This is a genomic window from Neptunomonas phycophila (assembly GCF_001922575.1).
Taxonomy (GTDB): Bacteria; Pseudomonadota; Gammaproteobacteria; order Pseudomonadales; family Balneatricaceae; genus Neptunomonas; species Neptunomonas phycophila.
In genome coordinates, this window is record NZ_MRCI01000003.1 from 112,605 (window position 1) to 130,779 (window position 18,175).

Sequence of the window (18,175 nt, forward strand, 5' to 3'; positions counted from 1 at the left end):
TACCCTTTACTAGGCGGAACTTAGGTAGCGGAACTATGGCAGTCGGAAAAGAGATAAAGACGCAAATAGCGAGCATCGGCAGCACACGCAAAATTACTAGCGCTATGGAAATGGTAGCTGCAAGTAAGATGCGTAAGGCTCAAGATCGCATGCAGTCTTCCCGCCCGTACGCTCGCAGTATCCGTGGTGTTATTCAGCATTTGGCTAAATCAAATCCTGAATACAAGCACCTTTACATGCAAGAACGTGAGGTTAAGCGTGTTGGTTACATTATTGTAACGAGCGATCGCGGCCTGTGTGGCGGTTTGAACGTTAACGTGTTCAAAAAAGCCGTTCAAAGCATGAAAGAATATAACGATCGCGGTGTTGAGGTAGATATCTGTGCCTTAGGATCAAAAGCGATTACTTTTTTCAAAAGCTACGGTGGTAACGTTGTTGCTGCTAAAAACCAACTGGGCGATACGCCAGAGATTGCTGACTTAATTGGTTCAGTAAAATTGATGTTGGATAGCTTTGCCGAAGGTAAAGTGGACCGTTTGTACATTGTTGGTAACGAATTTGTTAACACAATGACGCAAACTCCATTCGTTGAACAGGTGCTGCCACTGAAGGCAGAAGACGACGACAAGCTGATGAATCATCATTGGGACTATTTGTACGAACCAGACGCGAAAGCATTGTTAGAATCTCTGCTTAGACGTTATGTCGAGTCTCAAGTGTATCAAGCAGTTGTTGAAAATAACGCCTGCGAGCAGGCCGCGCGTATGTTAGCAATGAAAAATGCGACAGATAACGCTGGTGACCTTATTGACGAGTTACAAATGGTTTACAACAAAGCTCGTCAAGCTGCGATTACTCAGGAAATTTCTGAGATCGTTTCAGGTGCTGCGGCTGTTTAATACGGTAACGGGTTAAAAAATAAAGAGGATCCGAACATGAGTAGCGGACAAATTGTTCAGATTATCGGCGCGGTAGTCGACGTGGAATTCCCACGTGACAGCGTACCGAAAATTTATGACGCGCTGACCGTATCAAAATCCGGTCTAACGCTAGAAGTTCAGCAGCAGCTGGGTGATGGTGTTATACGTGCGATCGCTATGGGTCAGACTGAAGGTCTGAGCCGTGGTTTAGAAGTAGCAAATACTGGCGCTCCAGTTTCTGTACCAGTAGGTACAGCAACACTGGGTCGTATCATGGACGTGCTGGGTAACCCAATTGATGAAGCGGGCCCTATTGGTGAAGAAGAGCGTATGCCTATTCACCGTAAAGCACCGTCTTACGCTGACCAAGCAGCATCTAACGAGCTGTTAGAAACAGGCATCAAGGTAATCGACCTTGTATGTCCGTTCGCGAAGGGTGGTAAAGTTGGTCTGTTCGGTGGTGCCGGTGTAGGTAAAACCGTTAACATGATGGAGCTTATCCGTAACATCGCGATCGAGCACTCTGGTTTCTCTGTATTCGCAGGTGTTGGTGAGCGTACTCGTGAAGGTAACGATTTCTACTACGAGATGAAAGAGTCCAACGTATTGGACAAAGTATCTCTCGTATACGGTCAGATGAACGAGCCACCGGGTAACCGTTTACGTGTTGCTTTGACTGGCTTGACGATGGCTGAGAAATTCCGTGACGAAGGTCGTGACGTACTGTTGTTCGTCGATAACATCTATCGTTACACATTGGCAGGTACTGAGGTATCAGCGTTGCTAGGCCGTATGCCTTCAGCGGTAGGTTACCAGCCAACGTTGGCAGAAGAGATGGGTGTTCTTCAAGAACGTATCACCTCGACTAAAACTGGCTCTATCACTTCTATCCAAGCGGTATACGTACCTGCGGATGACTTGACTGACCCATCGCCAGCAACAACGTTCTCTCACTTGGATGCAACGGTTGTATTGTCTCGTCAAATCGCTGAGCTAGGTATCTACCCTGCGATCGACCCACTTGACTCTACATCTCGTCAGCTAGATCCATTAGTGATTGGTACTGAGCACTACGAGACTGCTCGTCAGGTTCAGAACGTATTACAGCGTTACAAAGAGTTGAAAGACATCATTGCGATCCTAGGTATGGACGAGTTGTCTGAAGAAGATAAGCAAGTGGTAACACGTGCTCGTAAGATTCAGCGTTTCTTGTCTCAGCCGTTCTTCGTAGCTGAAGTCTTCACGGGTGCGCCAGGTAAGTACGTTTCTCTGAAAGACACTATCCGTGGATTTAAAGGCATTTTGGCTGGTGAGTACGATTCACTACCAGAACAAGCTTTCTACATGGTTGGTGGCATCGACGAAGCGATCGAAAAAGCCAAGAGCATGTAAGCGTCTGGTTTAGAAACCTTTAAGAGGTAAGAAACATGGCTATGACTGTTCATTGCGATATCGTAAGCGCTGAAGAAGAGATCTTCTCAGGTCTAATCGAGTTCGTATCAGTAACAGGTAGCCTGGGTGACTTGGGTGTATACCCAGGTCACGCTCCGCTTCTAACGGAACTGAAACCAGGCCCTGTCGAACTGCGTAAGCAGGGCGGCGAAAAGGATATCTTTTACGTTTCTGGTGGCTTTTTAGAAGTACAGCCACATAAAGTAATCGTTTTAGCTGATACTGCATTGTATGGTGCAGACTTGGATGAAGCGGCTGCAAAAGAAGCGAAGAAGCACGCTGAAGAAGCAATGGCTGATAAGCAGAGTGACTTTGAATATGGTCGCGCTGCTGCTCAACTTGCAGAATCAGCCGCTCAGTTGCGTACGATCCAAGAGATTCGTGCAAAACTAGGTAGGTAATCTGACGTCGTATATGACTCATCTAAAAAAGGCAGCTTAGGCTGCCTTTTTTGTGTCTGAGGCTTACACAATTAGAGCTATTATAAAAGTTGCCATAGCGTATCAAAGATAATTTGTTGAGTGGCGGCTACTTCCTGCGAATCAATCACAACAGCGGTAGGGTAGTTATTATTCGCTAACGAGATAATTGCACACTTGGGCGGATAAATGGCTATATAAGCGGCATCGGCTTTATCGGATGTTTTTATCCACTTTCGTTCTGACAAATCGGCATCTTCACCACCTTCGCCAATCGCTATAACACTGACTGATATCCCCTTTGCTACACGTTGAGCTGTGTAGTTAGGAAAAGGACGATACAAGTGTGAGCGAATAGGGCGGGACGAAAAAACGGAATAATGCCGTTGGCTCGAAGCTGACACGCTGCTTAAAATATCGCGTAGTACAAATTCAATACCATCATCGCCTTCATAAAATTGTACATCGGAGATACGTAATTCAGGTTTTAGATGGTTAAGTTCTGGGATAATACTGGTCTTTAATTGGTGTACCGCCTGCTCAAGCTCTAATTGGCGCTGTTCTGCTAGCTGCATGAGCACTGAGGGATCACGTGGGGAAAATAAACGGCGTTTCCCTTTGGGTAGATAACTCACTAAGCCTTTTTGTAACAAGTTTTTGAGGCAATCGTATGTAGTCCCTCGATTAATACCCGCTTTTTCAGCAATGGCACGTATGGGGCTAGCGCCTAACTCTAAAAGGGCTCGATATATCTGTATTTCTCGATGTTCAAGACCGAGTTGTTCCAATGCTTTAATGTTCATTTGTCAAAATTTTCCTGACAAAAAGGATTGTATCTAAAGCTACATCCTATAGCATCGCCAACATAGAACCAAATAATGTCAAAAAAACATATTCATTTATAAACAGGACCAGTAATGACAACGGATATTGTAATTTTAGCCGCCGGGCAAGGAAGCCGAATGAAGTCTGCTTTACCAAAAGTGCTACACGCCGTCGGCGGAAAACCCATGGTAAAACATGTGATAGATAATGCTCGTCAATTAGGTCAAGCCCGTGTACATGTAGTGATAGGCCACGGGGCCGAGCAGCTAAAAGAACAACTATCTGATGAATCATTGTCATTCGCCGTACAAGCGGAGCAACTGGGCACAGGACATGCCGTGGCGCAAGCCATGCCTGATTTGGCCGATGATAGCGTTACGCTCATTTTGTATGGGGATGTACCGCTGACACAACCAGAAACAATGCAAAAGCTGGTGAATGCGGCCCACACGGGAGCGCTGGGTTTATTAACAGTAAAACTTGAAAGCCCAACTGGCTATGGCCGTATCGTTCGCGCTGAAGCGACTCATGAGGTGATCGCTATCGTTGAGCAGAAGGATGCCTCTAGCGATGAATTACAGATCAATGAGGTAAACACCGGCATTATGGCGGTACCCACTAGCCTGCTCCGTAAATGGCTGCCAGCGCTTTCTTCAAACAATGCCCAAGGTGAGTATTACCTGACCGATATTATCGCTATGGCGGCTTCTGAGGGCGTAAGAATAGACGCTCAGCACCCTAGTTGTGAGCAAGAAGTACAGGGCGTTAATAACCGCGTGCAATTAGCGCAGTTAGAGCGTTGGTATCAATTGCAGCAAGCTGAACAATTAATGCTCAGTGGCGCAACCTTGGCTGATCCAGCACGCGTTGATGTTCGAGGGTCAGTTGAAGTCGCTGGTGATGTGTTAATAGACATTAATGCTGTTTTTGAAGGGCGAGTTGTACTCGAAACCGGCGTAGTGATCGAGCCAAATTGTGTATTGAAGAACGTCACTGTCGGTAAAAATACCCGTATAAAAGCGAATAGTGTCCTCGAAGACTCAACCATTGGAGAAAGTTGCGATATAGGCCCTTTTGCTCGTATTCGACCAGGAACGGATTTAGCGAAGGGAGCTAAAATTGGCAATTTTGTAGAAACCAAAAAAGCCATTATAGGCGAGGGTTCTAAAGTAAATCATTTATCCTATATCGGTGATGCGATCATAGGGAAAAACAGCAATATTGGTGCGGGAACCATTACCTGCAACTATGATGGCGTTAATAAATCGGCTACCCATATCGGAGATAATGCGTTTATTGGATCTAACACTGCTTTAGTGGCACCGGTCAGTGTTGGAAATAGTGCGACCATTGGTGCGGGGTCTACCGTGACTAAATCTGTAGCTGATGACACTCTGAGTGTAGCGCGTGCGAAACAGGTTATGTTGAGCAACTGGCAACGTCCTGTCAAAAAAGCTAAGGAAAGCTAAGGAGAACCTTATGTGTGGAATCGTTGGAGCAACAGCAGAACGTTCGGTGGCCGGTATCTTACTCGAAGGGTTAAAACGCTTAGAGTACCGTGGGTATGATTCAGCGGGCATGGCAGTATGGGACGGAGCGTCGATTAATCGTTTGCGCCGAGCAGGCAAAGTACAAGCGTTAGGTGATGCGCTAGATGAGCTAGGCTTACCTGGTAGTACGGGTATTGCTCATACGCGCTGGGCAACACATGGCAAGCCTGTTGAGCATAATGCCCACCCTCATATGTCGGGTAATCAGGTGGCGGTTGTTCATAATGGAATTATCGAAAACTTTGAACGCCTCAAAAGTGACCTTAAAGAGCACGGATACGTATTTACATCGGATACTGATACCGAAGTAATCGCTCACTTACTTGATAGATCGGTTAAATCGGGATCAGATTTGGTCGCTGCTGTTAAGCAAACGGTAGGTTCATTGGAGGGTGCGTTTGCTTTAGGAGTGATGCACCAGAGCAACTCTGGCGAAATAGTGGCTGCACGTAAAGGTAGTCCATTGGTCATTGGTGTAGGAATCGGCGAGAACTTTATTGCCTCAGACCAACTTGCCTTACTACCGGTAACTGACCGATTTATCTTCTTAGAAGAAGGCGATATCGCTCATCTTACACGCGAAGAAATAGTGATTTGGGACAAGAGCGGTCAGTTGGTAGAGCGGCCTATTTCTCGCTATGAGCATGGTGTAACTGCAGCTGATAAAGGCGGCTTCAAACACTATATGCTTAAAGAAATCTACGAGCAGCCAGCGGTTACGCTAGCGGCTTTTGAAGGGCGTATCAATGACGGCCTTGTTGATGAATCTGTGTTTGGTGAGCAAGCGACAGCCATCTTTGATCAAGTAAAACAGATCCAGATCATTGCGTGCGGAACCAGTTATCATGCCGGCATGATTGCCAAATACTGGATGGAAAGCCTCGCGGGTATACCTTGTCATGTTGAAGTGGCCAGTGAATATCGTTACCGCTCGGTGGTGATTCAAGAAGGGACTTTATTTGTATCTATATCGCAGTCAGGCGAAACCGCCGATACCTTGGCAGCGCTGCGAGATGTGCAAGATCAGATCTTAGCCAGTTTAACAATCTGCAACGTGCCGGGTAGCTCTCTTGTACGTGAATCTGACCTAAACTTGATGACTAAAGCTGGGCCTGAAATTGGCGTGGCATCGACTAAAGCGTTTACCACACAGTTAGTTGCGCTATTGCTGACAACAATCGTACTCGGTCGCCGTTTTAAGCTAACAGAAGACAAAGAGCGTGAAATTGTATTGGCGTTAGCCGAGCTTCCCTCGCTAATAGAGCGCTCGATTGCGATGGATGGAGCCATTGAGTCCATGTCGCAGTCCTTTGCAGAAAAGCACCACTCGCTGTTCTTAGGTCGAGGTACCCTGTATCCCGTTGCCATGGAAGGAGCGCTAAAGCTCAAAGAAATCTCCTATATCCATGCCGAGGCCTACCCGGCAGGTGAATTAAAGCATGGACCTCTGGCGCTGGTTGATAAAGACATGCCTGTTGTTGCTGTTGCTCCGCAAAATGACATGCTTGATAAGCTTAAAGCTAACTTACAAGAAGTCAGCGCTCGGGGTGGTGAGTTATTCATCTTTGCCGGAAGTACGCAAGATGTGCAGCCAGGTGAAGGTATCCATGTGTTGGGTATGCCAAGCATGCCGCAAATATTAGAACCCATCGTATACACAATCCCGTTACAGCTGTTGTCGTACCATGTGGCCGTGTTGAAGGGAACGGACGTAGACCAGCCTAGAAACTTGGCAAAAAGTGTCACCGTGGAATAAAGTCTGATTTATAAAAAAATATTTCTCGGCGTATTATAGTCTGATACTTTCTCGCCTCTTGTTAGCTATAGCGATACAGCAGGAGGCGAATACGATGGATAACTCCGTTAATTCGATCTTACTAAAATAATGCCAATCATAACGGCACGATGTGGCTGTTATTAAATCGAAGCTCTTTAGTTTTTTATCCCGCTGTTCCCTGTAACAAAGTAACTGCGAACGCTAGCCAGTTACGCCGTTTAGTCACACAGATAATAACGGTGCTTGTTAAAAAATATAAAAACCATCTAAAAATGATTAATACTTTAGTGCGTTTGACGGGCGCGTATAGTCAATGAGCGACACTCGGAAATTATTACCGGTTATTGGTTAAATTTTTCCGAATATTCTTTTAAGAAAAATAAATAAAAAAGAATTTGATATATTAAGTAATTGAATTAAAAAGAAAAAACAAAACTGGCACGCAAATGGCTATATCTCTAGTAATTAACGGAATTAATTCTACGGACACGAACTTAGAATTAGTTAGCCAACCTAATAGAGGCTCGTTAATAGTCAGTTTAACTGACTGTATTAATAGAAGTACCTATTAATTATTGCGGAGGATTCGCTATGTTACGCTGGGCTTTAACATTTTTTGTAGTTGCTATTATTGCAGCTGTTTTAGGATTTGGTGGTATCGCTGGTGCTAGTGCAGGTATTGCTAAAATATTATTTTTCGTCTTCGTTGTGTTGTTAGTTGTTTCACTAGTATCACACGTTCTTCGTGGTAAGCCTCCTGTATAAACAGGAGCTCCACACCCTATGTTACACCAGCGGTAGCAAAGCCGCTGGATAGCATTAAAAGTTTAAAACTCCATGTACGTTTAATTAATTTAAGTAGGAGAAAAACTATGTCTATGTTTGGAACTCATGATAGCCGTCTTGTTAACGATATGATTTCAGTATGTCACGATGGCAAAGCTTTTTATAAAGACGCCGCTAAAGAGGTTAACTCCCCTCAATTGAGTGCTTTATTTACTGAAATGGCTGATATCCGAGCCTCAATTGAAAAGGATTTGCAGTCTACCGTGTCTTCGATGGGCGAAGAGCCAAGTGAAAGTGGCACATTAATTGGTAAAATGCGCAAAACTTACACCGATGTTATGTCTAACCTGTCAGATGAGACAGACTATCGATACGTTGCTCAGCTTGAAGAAGCCGAAGATGATGCATTAGAAACCTTTAAAGAGTCTGTAGAAAAACTGGAAGACCCATTGCTAACATCGCGCCTATCAAGCCATGTTGATGCCATCCAGCTGACACATAACCGCATGCGGGATCTTAAACACACGATGAAAGACACTCGTCATTAATACTCACAGGTAAACCTCAATGGACAGAGGTCCACAAAAAAAGGCTCGTAATGAGCCTTTTTTATGTGCGCTAAAAATGGTTACAGTGTTACTTTTGCGAAAACGCGATCCAGAATATTGAGAATATCCTCAATTTGCTCTGCAGTGATGCACAAAGCCGGGCTCATATTAAGAATGTTGTTAAAGGTTTCAAAGCTACGATTAGTCCGACCTATTAATAGACCTGCCTCTTTACAGGCATTAACAATTTGAATCGCTACCGCTTCGTCTACCGGCTCTTTAGTTTCGCGATTAAGTACTAGCTCAATACCGCAAAATAAGCCCTTACCCCGCACATCTCCAATCATCGGGTATTTTTCTTTCAAGGCGTGCAAACCCTGCAGTAAAACTTCACCCAGATGAGCACAGTTAGCAATCAAACCTTCTTCTTCAATAATATTAAGATTAGCCAATGCTGCCGCTGGCCCAGCCAAGCAACCACCATAGGTAGAAATGTCTCGGAAAAAGCCCAGTTTATCGCCGTTATCTTCCTGCAACATTTGGTAGACAGCATCTGTTGTAACAGTACAGGAGATGGCCGCATACCCCGACGCAACACCCTTTGCCATAGTGACGATATCCGGCTGAATGCCGTAATGTTGGTAGCCAAACCAGGCTCCCGTTCGACCTAAACCGCACACGACCTCATCAACAATCAACAAAATGTCGTATTTGCGGCAAATCCGCTGAATTTCGGCCATATACCCTTCTGGAGGTAAAATTACACCACCGCCAGCGGTAATAGGCTCAATGATGACGCCGCCCACAGTGTCCGGGCCTTCTTGTAGAATAACCTCCTCCATTAACTGCGCGGCTTTAATACCGTAATCTTCTACATCCCCAAATTGGCTGCGGTATTCAAAGCAGTGCGGAAATTCCACAAAGTCTGGCACAAACGGTCCAAAATGGTCGCGACGTTGGGATTGGCCTGTAGCGCTCAATGCCGCAATGGTAGTGCCATGGTAGTCACGCTCACGGTATAAAATTTTGCGTTTTTTCCCACCATATTTTTTATGAGAGATTTGGCGAACCATCTTAAATGCTTTTTCGTTTGCCTCAGAACCTGAGCTAGAATAAAAAACTTTGCCCATCCCCGGCATTTTTTCCAGCAGACGGCTCGCAAAAACCGCTGCCGGTTTGCTCGCCATTGAACCAGCAAAGTAATTCAGCTCCATTAGCTGCTCGCTAATGGCATCCACTATCGCCTTGCGACCATAACCGACATTTGTCACCCAAACCCCGCCGGCGGAAGCATCGAGATAGCAATTGTCATCGGCATCCCATAAGTGCAGACCTTCCCCTTTGACATACAAAGGCATTCCTTTTTCAGCCGCCGCTGCCGGTGTTAAATGGTGCCATACATGTGCTTTATCCATCGTATGGATTTGTTCATTGGTGTATTCGCTGTACTGAGACATAATTTTGACCTCCTAACTCGGGTTCGTTATTTATCGCGCTTGACGGCAAATGGCGACCAACTTTGACTAACTGGCATAATTTCTAACGTGTTTATGTTGAGATGAGCGGGTAACTGCGCTAGCCACAACAAGGTGTCGGCTATGTCATCGGGTTGAATGGCGTGCGCACCTTTATACAAATTATCGTATGCCTCTTGGTCCCCACCGGTGCGAACCAACGTGAATTCACTTTCAGATAAGCCTGGTGCTAAACAGCTAACACGCACGCCAGTGCCTGCTAGATCGCAGCGCAATGACAGCGAAAACTGTTCTACAAATGCTTTGGTTCCGCAATACACGTTACCGCCAGGGTAAGGCCAGTTAGCCGCAATGGAGCCAATGTTGATGATGCTGGCTCCGCGACCTGTTTCGATTAGTTTAGGCAAGAGCGCATGCGTGACGGTGGTTAGCCCTTTGATATTAGTGTCGATCATGGTGTGCCATTGTGCTAAATCACACGCTTGTGCAGGCTCTGTTCCCAAGGCCAACCCCGCGTTATTGATTAACACATCCACTTGGTTAAAAGGTGCTGCTAAGCCGGAAAAGGCTGCCTGAACCGCTTCGGTGTCACATACATCCAACACTAGCGTTAAAACAGATGCCTGAGCTAGCTCATCTTTAATTTGTGCTAATCGTTCTTCGCGACGTCCCGTCAGAACTAAATTCCAACCCGCGGCAGCAAAGCGCCGAGCGGCTGCTAATCCAAAACCTGAAGTAGCCCCTGTAATCACGGCTGTCTTATTCATGAAAACTCCTTATGACGTCAGTAGTTGTTGGCTGGTGTAAAATAAAGTCACGACAGACAACAGCGTTAAAATAGGTAAGGCGATAGTGCGATACGTTTTTGGTGGACGACGAGTAAAGCACCAGTGACCACATTGCACACCCGCTACCGCTGGTATGAGCAAGAGCAAAACGGGCTTCCAGATGGATAAATCAACCGCATCTGACAGCAACAATAAAGCGATAGAGACGATGTCGGTACAGGCCAAAAAAACGACGACGGTAGCGCGTTGTACTAATGCATTTTGTGCGGTGCTCATGAGGTAGCAAATCAAAGGTAACCCGCCAACAGACGCCGCTGCGGTAAAGCCCCCCGAAATTCCCCCGACAATACGTGTATAAGCAGCACGCTCTTTAATTTTGAAGGACGGTGAAAAAAACAGGCCAACCGCCATTAAAAGGATTAACCCACTAATCAGTATTTTAAGGGGCTGATCGGGTATAAAAAGCAACATTGAAAGCCCAATCGGGATCCCTGCAACGGCGCCCAAAGATAGATTTTTTACCATCGTCATATCGGCATGGCGGCGCACACTGGGTAATAAGCGCACAGCGCTAATCACATCAATAAATAGGGTAACAGGCACACTCATCTGAGCAGGCCAAATCAAGTTAAGCCCTGAAATGGCAATCGCTGCAAAGCCGAATCCAGTATAGCCACGTACAATTGAGGCTAAAAAAACGATAACACACGCAATTTCAAAATGAGGCATGGTAGCTCCAACTCTCCGCGTAAACGCACTGGTTTGAAGTCAACAGGTGCCTCAAGCCGTGGAGTTAAGGTAGAGGGGAACTACCTGCTGGCGATAGTGCCAGCATGCAGGGAAAGTAGTACCAGATTATAGAAATGCGTCGAAAGTGCGCTTTAAAGCCTGAATACCAGGCTCAATTTTGTGGTTTGCGATGGCCGAAAAGCCCAAGCGGAAATAATGGTTAGGTGGTTCTGGTTGGCTAAAATGTACGGCACCCGGCTCAATTAAAATACTATTTTTAGCCGCCGCCCACGAGACGGCTTCGGTATCAACACCTGGCGGGGCAGATAACCACACAGACGTCGCTCCTGAGGTAATTTCCGTAGTTTTCATTTCGGGTAAATGTCGATCAATGGCGCTTGCCATACGTTCTAGTTTAGAGGCGTTGAGTTCGCGGATCTTACGTAAATAGGTATCGTAGTATCCCAAGGACAAAAAGAGGGCTACTTGTCGTTGGTTATTAACCGGCGGATGACGATACATCAAACGACGCAACGAACGAACTTCGGAAATGAGCTCCTCATCTGCCACCATAAAACCCATCCGCAAGCCCGGCGAGATAGACTTAGACATACTGCCAATATAAATCACTCGATTTTCCGTATCACGAGCCTTTAACGCTGGCTTAGGCGTTTTCTGCATATTAATTTCGGCATCGTAATCATCTTCAATAATGACAACATCATGCGCCGACGCCATCTCTAATAGCGCCTGACGACGCTCTTCTGATAATTCTGCTCCCGTAGGCACCTGATGGCTGGGTGTAACATAAAGATAATCACAGGCTTGGAGTCGCTCATCGACAATAATTCCTTCTTCATCAACAGGTTGAAGGTGTAGATCCGTGTCAAACTGAGCAAAGATGTTATGCGCGTCTCTAAAACCTGGGTCCTCTAAACCAACACGGGTGTCACGGTTACACAACAAGTTAGCCAGTAGGTAAAGGGAATTTTGGGTGCCGATCGTGATAATAATTTCATTAGGTTCGGCATAAATCCCACGGCGCGGTAACAAGCGTGTTCGCAGTTGTTCAATCAGCATCGGGTCGTCAGAGTCAACCAAGTCATTAATCCAATACTTATTCCAACGACCGGACATACTTTTACGCGCGCAGTCGCGCCATTGTTCTAGCGGGAAAAACTCATGCTGTACCTGTCCATAGATAAAAGGGTACTCAAAACCCAACCAGTTATTGGGTTTAACAATATTAGGTTGGTCACTGGGATGTTTCTTAAACCGTTGGTGCCAGTTTAGCGAAGTGGACGAGTCAGCATGCACTGTTTTGGTGCCTATCGCTTCAGAAACTTGATACGTGTTAGTAACAAAATAACCTTTTCTTGGTCGGGATTCGATAAAGCCATTGTCCACTAGGCTCTCATAGATCAAAACCACCGTATTACGGGAGATGCCCAGCATACTAGCCAAGCGGCGCGAAGACGGCAGGGCTTTATCCACTGGTAAGCAGCCCGACAAAATCAAGTCGACGAGGTGCTCCCGGACTTGATCTTGCAAGGTGCGTTCAGGATCAAACTCAATATGTAGGTAATGTTCTAGCACTGCCAATACGCCTATTGTTTAAGGTTTGCTCCAAACTGAAGCAAAAAATACACCATACGCGTCAACTGGACTGACGCTTTAAGGTAACTGGATCTATCCCATCGATGTCCACAGCTCCTAAGGTAACTGCAAGGAAACACCAACACCTATTTTAGCGTTAATTTTTGCTTACTTAATGACCTTGACCGCTCAGGAGAAACATCATGACCGTAAAACAGATTACACACTGTATAAAAAAAGCCGCCGCACTATCACTGGCAACCGGTATTTTATTCTCTCAAATGGCCAGTGCTGACGATACGATCACTATTGGTTACCAAGGAATGATGAACCCATGGAAAGCTGTCATTGCTGAAAAGCAGTTAGAAAAAGCAACAGGTAAAGACATTGAGTGGCGCCGGTTTGATTCCGGAGCAAAAGTTATTACAGCCATGGCCTCTGGTGATATTGATATCGCAACCGCCGGCTCCAGCCCTATTGCCGCGGCCGTTAACCGTGGTCTAGAGATCGAGCTGGTTTGGATCCTCGAAAACATCAATGAAGCTGAAGCACTCGTCGTACGCGATGGCAGTGGCATTATGGCTCCGCAAGACCTTAAAGGTAAAAAACTAGGTGTCCCATTTGTCTCCACAACCCACTTCCACGCTCTCTTTGCGCTGGAACAATTTGGCTTAAGTGATGACGATGTAAAGCTTATCAATATGCAGCCTAATGCGATTGCAGCGGCATGGGAACGTGGCGACATTGATGGCGCTTTTATCTGGGATCCCGTATTAGGCCGTATCAAAGATTCTGGTCGCGTATTGATCACATCTGGCGAGCTCAGCAACTGGGGTAAGGCTACCTTTGACGGAATGGTTGTCGATAAAACCTTTGGCCAAGAGAACCCTGAGTTTGTCGCGCAACTGATTAAATTGATTGCCGATGCTGACGAAACCTACCGCACCACAAAAGATAGCCTGACAGCTGACACGCCTATGATCAAAGAAATTGCAGAAATGACGGGCGGAAATGCAAATGACGTAGCTGGCGTTTTGGCCTTGTACCAATTCCCAGACTTAAAAGCGCAAACGAGCTGCGTATGGTTAGGCTGCGGAGCTGAAGGCGGGGCGGCTAAAGCTCTGCAATTCACTTCCGAGTTTCTTAAAGAGCAGGGCAAAGTACCGAGCTTAGCTGACGACTACAGCGTGTTTGTTAACGCCTCTTTTGCAGAAGCCGCTAGCAAACTGTAACCGCATCAGAGCCATCCAGCGAGGCGTGTTGATGGCTCTGCATAATACACCTTTAAGCCATGACTACCTGCCAGACAGTTAACAGGAGAACGATATGAGTCGTTTACAAATTCATGATGTTTCCGTGCGCTACCCCGGAATGAACGGTGGTGAGACAGTAACCGCTCTTTCTGATATCAATTTTACCATCGAACCCGGGGAGTTTGTTGTCGCCTTAGGGGCATCAGGTTGCGGTAAAACGACACTTCTCAACTTGATGGCGGGTTTTATCCAACCCAGCGATGGTTATCTCACACTTGGACAAAGTGGAATAGCCGGATTACCTCGGGTTGCTTGTGGGTTAGACCTAGACGATCAAATTACAGGTCCAGGTAAAGATCGAGGTGTCGTGTTCCAAAAGCACGCGCTGCTACCTTGGCTCAACGTTCTAGATAACACTGCGTTTGGTCTTAAATTACAGGGTTTTAGCTTAAAAGAGCGAAACGAAAGAGCCGCTGAGTTTTTACAACTGGTTGGCCTGCAAGATTTCCACAAACACCCGGTTTACCAGCTCTCTGGCGGCATGCAGCAGCGGGTAGGGATAGCCCGCGCACTGACGAATGATCCGCAAATGCTGTTACTCGATGAACCCTTAGGTGCCCTAGACGCACTCACCCGAGAAGTCTTGCAAGAACTGTTATTGGATGTATGGAAACAAACACAAAAAATGATGTTCTTCATTACACACAGTGTAGAAGAGGCCTTATTTATGGCTTCTCGCTTGATTATTATGTCACCCCGTCCCGGGCGCATTACTCACGAGTTCTCGCTGAACTTTAATCAAATTTTTCTCGAATGTCGTGATGCTCGCAAGGTTAAATCCTTGCCAGAATTCATCGCAATGCGCGAGCAAGTGCTCAGTATCATTCATGGCGATGAAGCCGAAGGAGGGTTGCACTAATGGAATCTACAACACCCGTTATGACAACCATGCGGTCTTACGAACGAGACGCCGCAATTAAAAATTCCAAAGAGAATGTAAATAAAGGCAATCAAAAAGCAATGAGTGCTCCACCCGTTGCCAAACCGACACTTGCCCAACGTTTTCTATCAATATTTGCCGCAGGCCCTGTAAAGCCCGGTGAATCTTACGGGGCACCCGGCCAAGGTAAGAGCCTAGCTATTAGCATCGCAACCGCCTTAGTGTTGATTGGCTTTTGGTATATTGCTACGTACTTACAATGGGTTAAGCCGCTTTTTTTGCCTTCGCCAGGTGCCGTTGTTGCACGTTTTTGGGAGGTTGCTACCGAAGGGTTTGCTAACGCAACACTGCTAGAGCACACCGGTTGGAGTATGATGCGTGTGTTTTCCGCCTTTATTTTAGCGGCGTTAACAGCCATTCCCATCGGAATCTTTATGGGCGTTAACCGCGTTGCTCGAGGCTTATTTGATCCCATCATTGAGTTTTATCGCCCATTACCACCGTTGGCTTATTTGCCACTGGTTATCATTTGGCTGGGTATTGGCGAGGTGTCTAAAGTTGTCCTTATTTACTTAGCTATTTTTGCACCTATGGCTCTGAGCGCGCGTGCAGGTGTGAAATCCGTAGCGATTGAACAGATACACGCCGCTTTCTCAATGGGGGCTAGCCGCTGGCAGGTTATCCGTCACATCATCCTGATCAACGCCATGCCAGAAATACTAACAGGTATGCGAATTGGCATCGGTTTTGGCTGGACAACCTTGGTCGCTGCCGAAATGGTCGCCGCGCAAGCAGGTTTAGGTTTTATGGTGCTCAATGCCGCTGAGTTTTTGGTAACTGATGTTGTCATTATGGGGATTATTGTTATCGGTATAATCGCCTACCTATTTGACATGCTGATGCGCTACGGCGAGAAAAAGCTAGTTCCTTGGAAAGGACGCTAAAGCGCTTTATGATCGGTTTCGCATAAGTCATGATCCGCCAGTACCTCAAGGATGCGGCACTGGTGGTTTTTCTCATAATGGCAATCTTCAATCATACTCACCAATTCAGCTTCAACTGCTTGTAAGCGTTTAATCTTATCCCTAACGTCTAACAAGTGTTGCTGGGCAATGGTGTCGGCTTCGATATGATCTCCGTAACAACAACCGTTTAACTGCCTCAGTTTTTGTATCTCTGTTAAATCAAACCCTAATGCACGAGCATGACGAATAAAGCGCAATGTCGTGACATGTTTATCGGTGTAACGCCGTTGATTGCCTTCGGTGCGGGTTGCCGGTTCTAGAAAACCGCGTTCTTCATACCAGCGTATAGTTGAGACTTTGCAGTCAGCTAGTTTTGATAACTGACCTATCGCGTAAAACTTAGCCATAAGCTATCCCTCTTTATGAATAAAGATCATCACTTTAAGGCCATCGTCTGGGCTTTTTTCTTGAATAACCTCAGGCCGATCTAGCGTTTCGACATGCACTAATTGGGGTGCTTCTTCGGCAACGGCATCCAATATAAACTGACGCCCCAACCAAGGAGCGTTTAGACATAACACGGCAACCCCTTCTTTTTTCAGTAACGTAGGTAACTGACGAATAATGCGCGGGTAGTCTTTCTCTACTAAAAAGCTACCTTTTTGCATAGACGGAGGATCAGCAATCACCACATCATAAGGCCCCAGTTTGCGTAATTTACCCCAGGATTTAAATAAGTCATGGCCTAAAAAGCGCGCGCGTTTGTCATCTAACCCATTCAAGCGTAAATTCGCTCGGCCGGTGCTCAATGCCGACTTACTCATATCCAGATTCACGACAGAAGCCGCGCCACCGGCCATTGCGGCAACAGCAAAGCCACAGGTGTATGAAAACAGGTTCAACAGGTGTTTGCCTTGAGCTCGCTCACGTACCCAATCACGCCCGTTAGCCATATCTAGAAATAAACCAAAGTTTTGGTGCGTACCAATATCCACATGGTAGCGCAGGCCATGCTCTTGGATCTCGCTCGGGCACTGCTCGTCGCCCCAAATATGCCTAACAGGTGCTTTAGGCTGATCCCGCTCTTGAAGGTAAATGCCTTCCACCAACGGCTCAGCGCTAAGCAGTTCAACCAGTGCCCCGAGTTGATTTTCGGTTAAAGACGAGTACGCAACGATCAACATAATAGGAGGTAGCCACTCAATATTGAATGATTCAGCGCCTTCTACACAATGGCCTCGTCCGTGTACAACGCGCCGAGCTTGCTGATCTAAAGATGGCAATGTGATGTTCATTCGCTATTTGGCCTTAAAAAAATACATATTTTAACGCGCTGCCCCTTGAACCTCTAGTCGCTAGAGATTTTAAACTAGACCTAATCGATAATTATCACACTGAAAAAGGCGATGAATAAGGAGCGACCATGGCACAAAATTGCTGCGCAAATACCGAATTTACCGGTCTAGACCCTGCTTACAAACGCATTCTATGGATCATTATTGCAATCAACGGCCTGATGTTTGGTGTCGAAATGATCGCGGGCATCCAGGCGCAATCGCAAGCCTTACAAGCAGATGCTTTGGATTTTTTAGGCGATACACTCAGTTACGGCATTAGCTTATGGGCCATTGGGAAATCAGTGACAATCCGCAGTAATGCGGCCCTGTTCAAGGGACTTAGCCTTACGCTCATGGCAATTTGGGTGCTGGGCAGCACGATCTATCGCGTCTTTGTCCTCAATAGCCCACAGCCCATCACAATGGGGAGCGTGGCTGTCGCGGCTTTTGCAGCTAACGTGTTGAGTGTCCTATTGTTAATGCGCTACAAAGATGGCGATGCGAATGTCCGCTCGGTCTGGTTATGCAGTCGCAACGATGCCATCGGCAATTTGGTGGTTTTATGTGCGGCTGGAGCCGTTTGGTGGTTAGGCAGTGCATGGCCTGATTTGTTGGTCGCCGCTATCATGGCCGGCTTATTCCTCTCATCGGCTTGGCAGATTACTCGCCAAGCCCTGAAGGAAAAACGCGATGCGGCGTTAGCCTGCTCGTCAGAGCCTGAAAAAGATACCTGCTGCTCCTCAGAGCCTAAAAAAGACACCTGCTGCTCGTAATGGCTATAGGAGCGACTAACTTCGCGCCATAAAAAAGCCCCG

18 protein-coding genes are annotated in these 18,175 nt (G+C 46.4%); 11 read left to right on the forward strand and 7 right to left on the reverse strand.

Going from position 1 to position 18,175, the window contains the following annotated elements; all coding sequences use genetic code 11:
- Nucleotides 1–35 precede the first annotated feature (35 nt).
- From atpG to BS617_RS16030, 3 genes are read left to right on the forward strand one after another with little or no spacing between them, the layout of a single operon-like run.
- Nucleotides 36–899: a F0F1 ATP synthase subunit gamma gene (atpG, locus tag BS617_RS16020; protein WP_075173999.1), complete on the forward strand. Its 864-nt coding sequence runs from the start codon at nt 36–38 to the stop codon at nt 897–899.
- 36 nt (nt 900–935) lie between these two features.
- Nucleotides 936–2,312 (forward strand): F0F1 ATP synthase subunit beta, encoded by a 1,377-nt coding sequence (gene atpD / locus BS617_RS16025; RefSeq protein ID WP_075174000.1) that lies wholly within the window; start codon nt 936–938, stop codon nt 2,310–2,312.
- 35 nt (nt 2,313–2,347) lie between these two features.
- The gene (locus BS617_RS16030; protein WP_083610167.1) at nt 2,348–2,773 is read left to right on the forward strand and encodes a F0F1 ATP synthase subunit epsilon; all 426 of its coding nucleotides are present in this window, start codon (nt 2,348–2,350) and stop codon (nt 2,771–2,773) included.
- Between the two features lie 80 nt (nt 2,774–2,853).
- Here the strand turns inward: BS617_RS16030 and BS617_RS16035 are convergent, their stop codons facing one another.
- Nucleotides 2,854–3,594, reverse strand: a complete 741-nt coding sequence (locus BS617_RS16035; RefSeq protein ID WP_075174001.1) for a TrmB family transcriptional regulator — start codon at nt 3,592–3,594, stop codon at nt 2,854–2,856.
- A 114-nt stretch (nt 3,595–3,708) separates the two neighbouring features.
- Here BS617_RS16035 and glmU point away from each other — a divergent pair, with 114 nt between their 5' ends.
- From glmU to BS617_RS16055, 4 genes are all read left to right on the forward strand, one after another.
- Nucleotides 3,709–5,085, forward strand: a complete 1,377-nt coding sequence (gene glmU / locus BS617_RS16040; protein ID WP_075174002.1) for a bifunctional UDP-N-acetylglucosamine diphosphorylase/glucosamine-1-phosphate N-acetyltransferase GlmU — start codon at nt 3,709–3,711, stop codon at nt 5,083–5,085.
- Nucleotides 5,086–5,095: 10 nt separating this feature from the next.
- A complete protein-coding gene (gene glmS / locus BS617_RS16045) occupies nt 5,096–6,922 on the forward strand; it encodes a glutamine--fructose-6-phosphate transaminase (isomerizing) (protein WP_075174003.1) in 1,827 nt (608 codons plus the stop codon).
- A gap of 612 nt (nt 6,923–7,534) precedes the next feature.
- Nucleotides 7,535–7,708, forward strand: coding sequence for a DUF1328 domain-containing protein (locus tag BS617_RS16050; RefSeq protein ID WP_075174004.1), 174 nt, complete (start codon nt 7,535–7,537; stop codon nt 7,706–7,708).
- Nucleotides 7,709–7,815: 107 nt separating this feature from the next.
- A complete protein-coding gene (locus tag BS617_RS16055; protein ID WP_075174005.1) occupies nt 7,816–8,277 on the forward strand; it encodes a ferritin-like domain-containing protein in 462 nt (153 codons plus the stop codon).
- A gap of 80 nt (nt 8,278–8,357) precedes the next feature.
- Here the strand turns inward: BS617_RS16055 and BS617_RS16060 are convergent, their stop codons facing one another.
- The 4 genes from BS617_RS16060 to pdxR all read right to left on the reverse strand — a co-directional run bounded on the left by BS617_RS16060 (nt 8,358) and on the right by pdxR (nt 12,865).
- On the reverse strand, nt 8,358–9,734 hold the full coding sequence (locus BS617_RS16060) for an aminotransferase family protein (RefSeq protein ID WP_075174006.1): 1,377 nt from the start codon (nt 9,732–9,734) through the stop codon (nt 8,358–8,360).
- A gap of 26 nt (nt 9,735–9,760) precedes the next feature.
- On the reverse strand, nt 9,761–10,519 hold the full coding sequence (locus tag BS617_RS16065) for an SDR family NAD(P)-dependent oxidoreductase (protein WP_075174007.1): 759 nt from the start codon (nt 10,517–10,519) through the stop codon (nt 9,761–9,763).
- A 9-nt stretch (nt 10,520–10,528) separates the two neighbouring features.
- Entirely contained in the window at nt 10,529–11,269 is a 741-nt protein-coding gene (locus BS617_RS16070) for a sulfite exporter TauE/SafE family protein (protein WP_075174008.1), read from the reverse strand.
- A 126-nt stretch (nt 11,270–11,395) separates the two neighbouring features.
- Nucleotides 11,396–12,865: a MocR-like pyridoxine biosynthesis transcription factor PdxR gene (gene pdxR, locus BS617_RS16075; protein WP_075174009.1), complete on the reverse strand. Its 1,470-nt coding sequence runs from the start codon at nt 12,863–12,865 to the stop codon at nt 11,396–11,398.
- A gap of 203 nt (nt 12,866–13,068) precedes the next feature.
- Between pdxR and tauA the strand changes: the two genes are divergently transcribed.
- From tauA to BS617_RS16090, 3 genes are all read left to right on the forward strand, one after another.
- Complete coding sequence (gene tauA / locus BS617_RS16080) at nt 13,069–14,097, forward strand: taurine ABC transporter substrate-binding protein (protein WP_075174010.1); 1,029 nt, start codon at nt 13,069–13,071, stop codon at nt 14,095–14,097.
- Nucleotides 14,098–14,191: 94 nt separating this feature from the next.
- Nucleotides 14,192–15,037, forward strand: a complete 846-nt coding sequence (locus BS617_RS16085; RefSeq protein WP_075174011.1) for a taurine ABC transporter ATP-binding protein — start codon at nt 14,192–14,194, stop codon at nt 15,035–15,037.
- Nucleotides 15,037–16,002 carry an ABC transporter permease subunit gene (locus BS617_RS16090; RefSeq protein ID WP_246283290.1) on the forward strand — a complete coding sequence of 322 codons (966 nt, stop codon included), beginning with the start codon at nt 15,037–15,039 and terminating at the stop codon, nt 16,000–16,002. The genes BS617_RS16085 and BS617_RS16090 overlap by 1 nt, the downstream gene beginning before the upstream one ends.
- Here the strand turns inward: BS617_RS16090 and BS617_RS16095 are convergent.
- Together BS617_RS16095 and BS617_RS16100 are read right to left on the reverse strand one after the other, a co-directional pair.
- Nucleotides 15,999–16,430, reverse strand: coding sequence for a MerR family transcriptional regulator (locus BS617_RS16095; RefSeq protein ID WP_075174012.1), 432 nt, complete (start codon nt 16,428–16,430; stop codon nt 15,999–16,001). The two genes, BS617_RS16090 and BS617_RS16095, sit on opposite strands and share 4 nt — an antisense overlap.
- Nucleotides 16,431–16,433: 3 nt before the next feature.
- Nucleotides 16,434–17,318, reverse strand: a complete 885-nt coding sequence (locus tag BS617_RS16100) for a class I SAM-dependent methyltransferase (RefSeq protein WP_075174013.1) — start codon at nt 17,316–17,318, stop codon at nt 16,434–16,436.
- Between the two features lie 128 nt (nt 17,319–17,446).
- Between BS617_RS16100 and BS617_RS16105 the strand changes: the two genes are divergently transcribed.
- A complete protein-coding gene (locus BS617_RS16105) occupies nt 17,447–18,133 on the forward strand; it encodes a cation efflux transmembrane domain-containing protein (RefSeq protein WP_075174014.1) in 687 nt (228 codons plus the stop codon).
- Nucleotides 18,134–18,175: the final 42 nt, after the last annotated feature.

Excerpts from the sequence above, each read along its gene's own strand:
- glmS (WP_075174003.1), top strand. The coding sequence starts at position 5,096 with ATGTGTGGAATCGTTGGAGCAACAGCAGAACGTTCGGTGGCCGGTATC.
- BS617_RS16070 (WP_075174008.1), bottom strand. The coding sequence starts at position 11,269 with ATGCCTCATTTTGAAATTGCGTGTGTTATCGTTTTTTTAGCCTCAATT.
- BS617_RS16085 (WP_075174011.1), top strand. The coding sequence starts at position 14,192 with ATGAGTCGTTTACAAATTCATGATGTTTCCGTGCGCTACCCCGGAATG.
- BS617_RS16065 (WP_075174007.1), bottom strand. The coding sequence starts at position 10,519 with ATGAATAAGACAGCCGTGATTACAGGGGCTACTTCAGGTTTTGGATTA.
- BS617_RS16100 (WP_075174013.1), bottom strand. The coding sequence starts at position 17,318 with ATGAACATCACATTGCCATCTTTAGATCAGCAAGCTCGGCGCGTTGTA.
- atpG (WP_075173999.1), top strand. The coding sequence starts at position 36 with ATGGCAGTCGGAAAAGAGATAAAGACGCAAATAGCGAGCATCGGCAGC.
- BS617_RS16030 (WP_083610167.1), top strand. The coding sequence starts at position 2,348 with ATGGCTATGACTGTTCATTGCGATATCGTAAGCGCTGAAGAAGAGATC.
- BS617_RS16090 (WP_246283290.1), top strand. The coding sequence starts at position 15,037 with ATGGAATCTACAACACCCGTTATGACAACCATGCGGTCTTACGAACGA.
- BS617_RS16095 (WP_075174012.1), bottom strand. The coding sequence starts at position 16,430 with ATGGCTAAGTTTTACGCGATAGGTCAGTTATCAAAACTAGCTGACTGC.
- BS617_RS16060 (WP_075174006.1), bottom strand. The coding sequence starts at position 9,734 with ATGTCTCAGTACAGCGAATACACCAATGAACAAATCCATACGATGGAT.
- glmU (WP_075174002.1), top strand. The coding sequence starts at position 3,709 with ATGACAACGGATATTGTAATTTTAGCCGCCGGGCAAGGAAGCCGAATG.
- BS617_RS16035 (WP_075174001.1), bottom strand. The coding sequence starts at position 3,594 with ATGAACATTAAAGCATTGGAACAACTCGGTCTTGAACATCGAGAAATA.
- BS617_RS16050 (WP_075174004.1), top strand. The coding sequence starts at position 7,535 with ATGTTACGCTGGGCTTTAACATTTTTTGTAGTTGCTATTATTGCAGCT.
- BS617_RS16055 (WP_075174005.1), top strand. The coding sequence starts at position 7,816 with ATGTCTATGTTTGGAACTCATGATAGCCGTCTTGTTAACGATATGATT.
- BS617_RS16105 (WP_075174014.1), top strand. The coding sequence starts at position 17,447 with ATGGCACAAAATTGCTGCGCAAATACCGAATTTACCGGTCTAGACCCT.
- atpD (WP_075174000.1), top strand. The coding sequence starts at position 936 with ATGAGTAGCGGACAAATTGTTCAGATTATCGGCGCGGTAGTCGACGTG.
- tauA (WP_075174010.1), top strand. The coding sequence starts at position 13,069 with ATGACCGTAAAACAGATTACACACTGTATAAAAAAAGCCGCCGCACTA.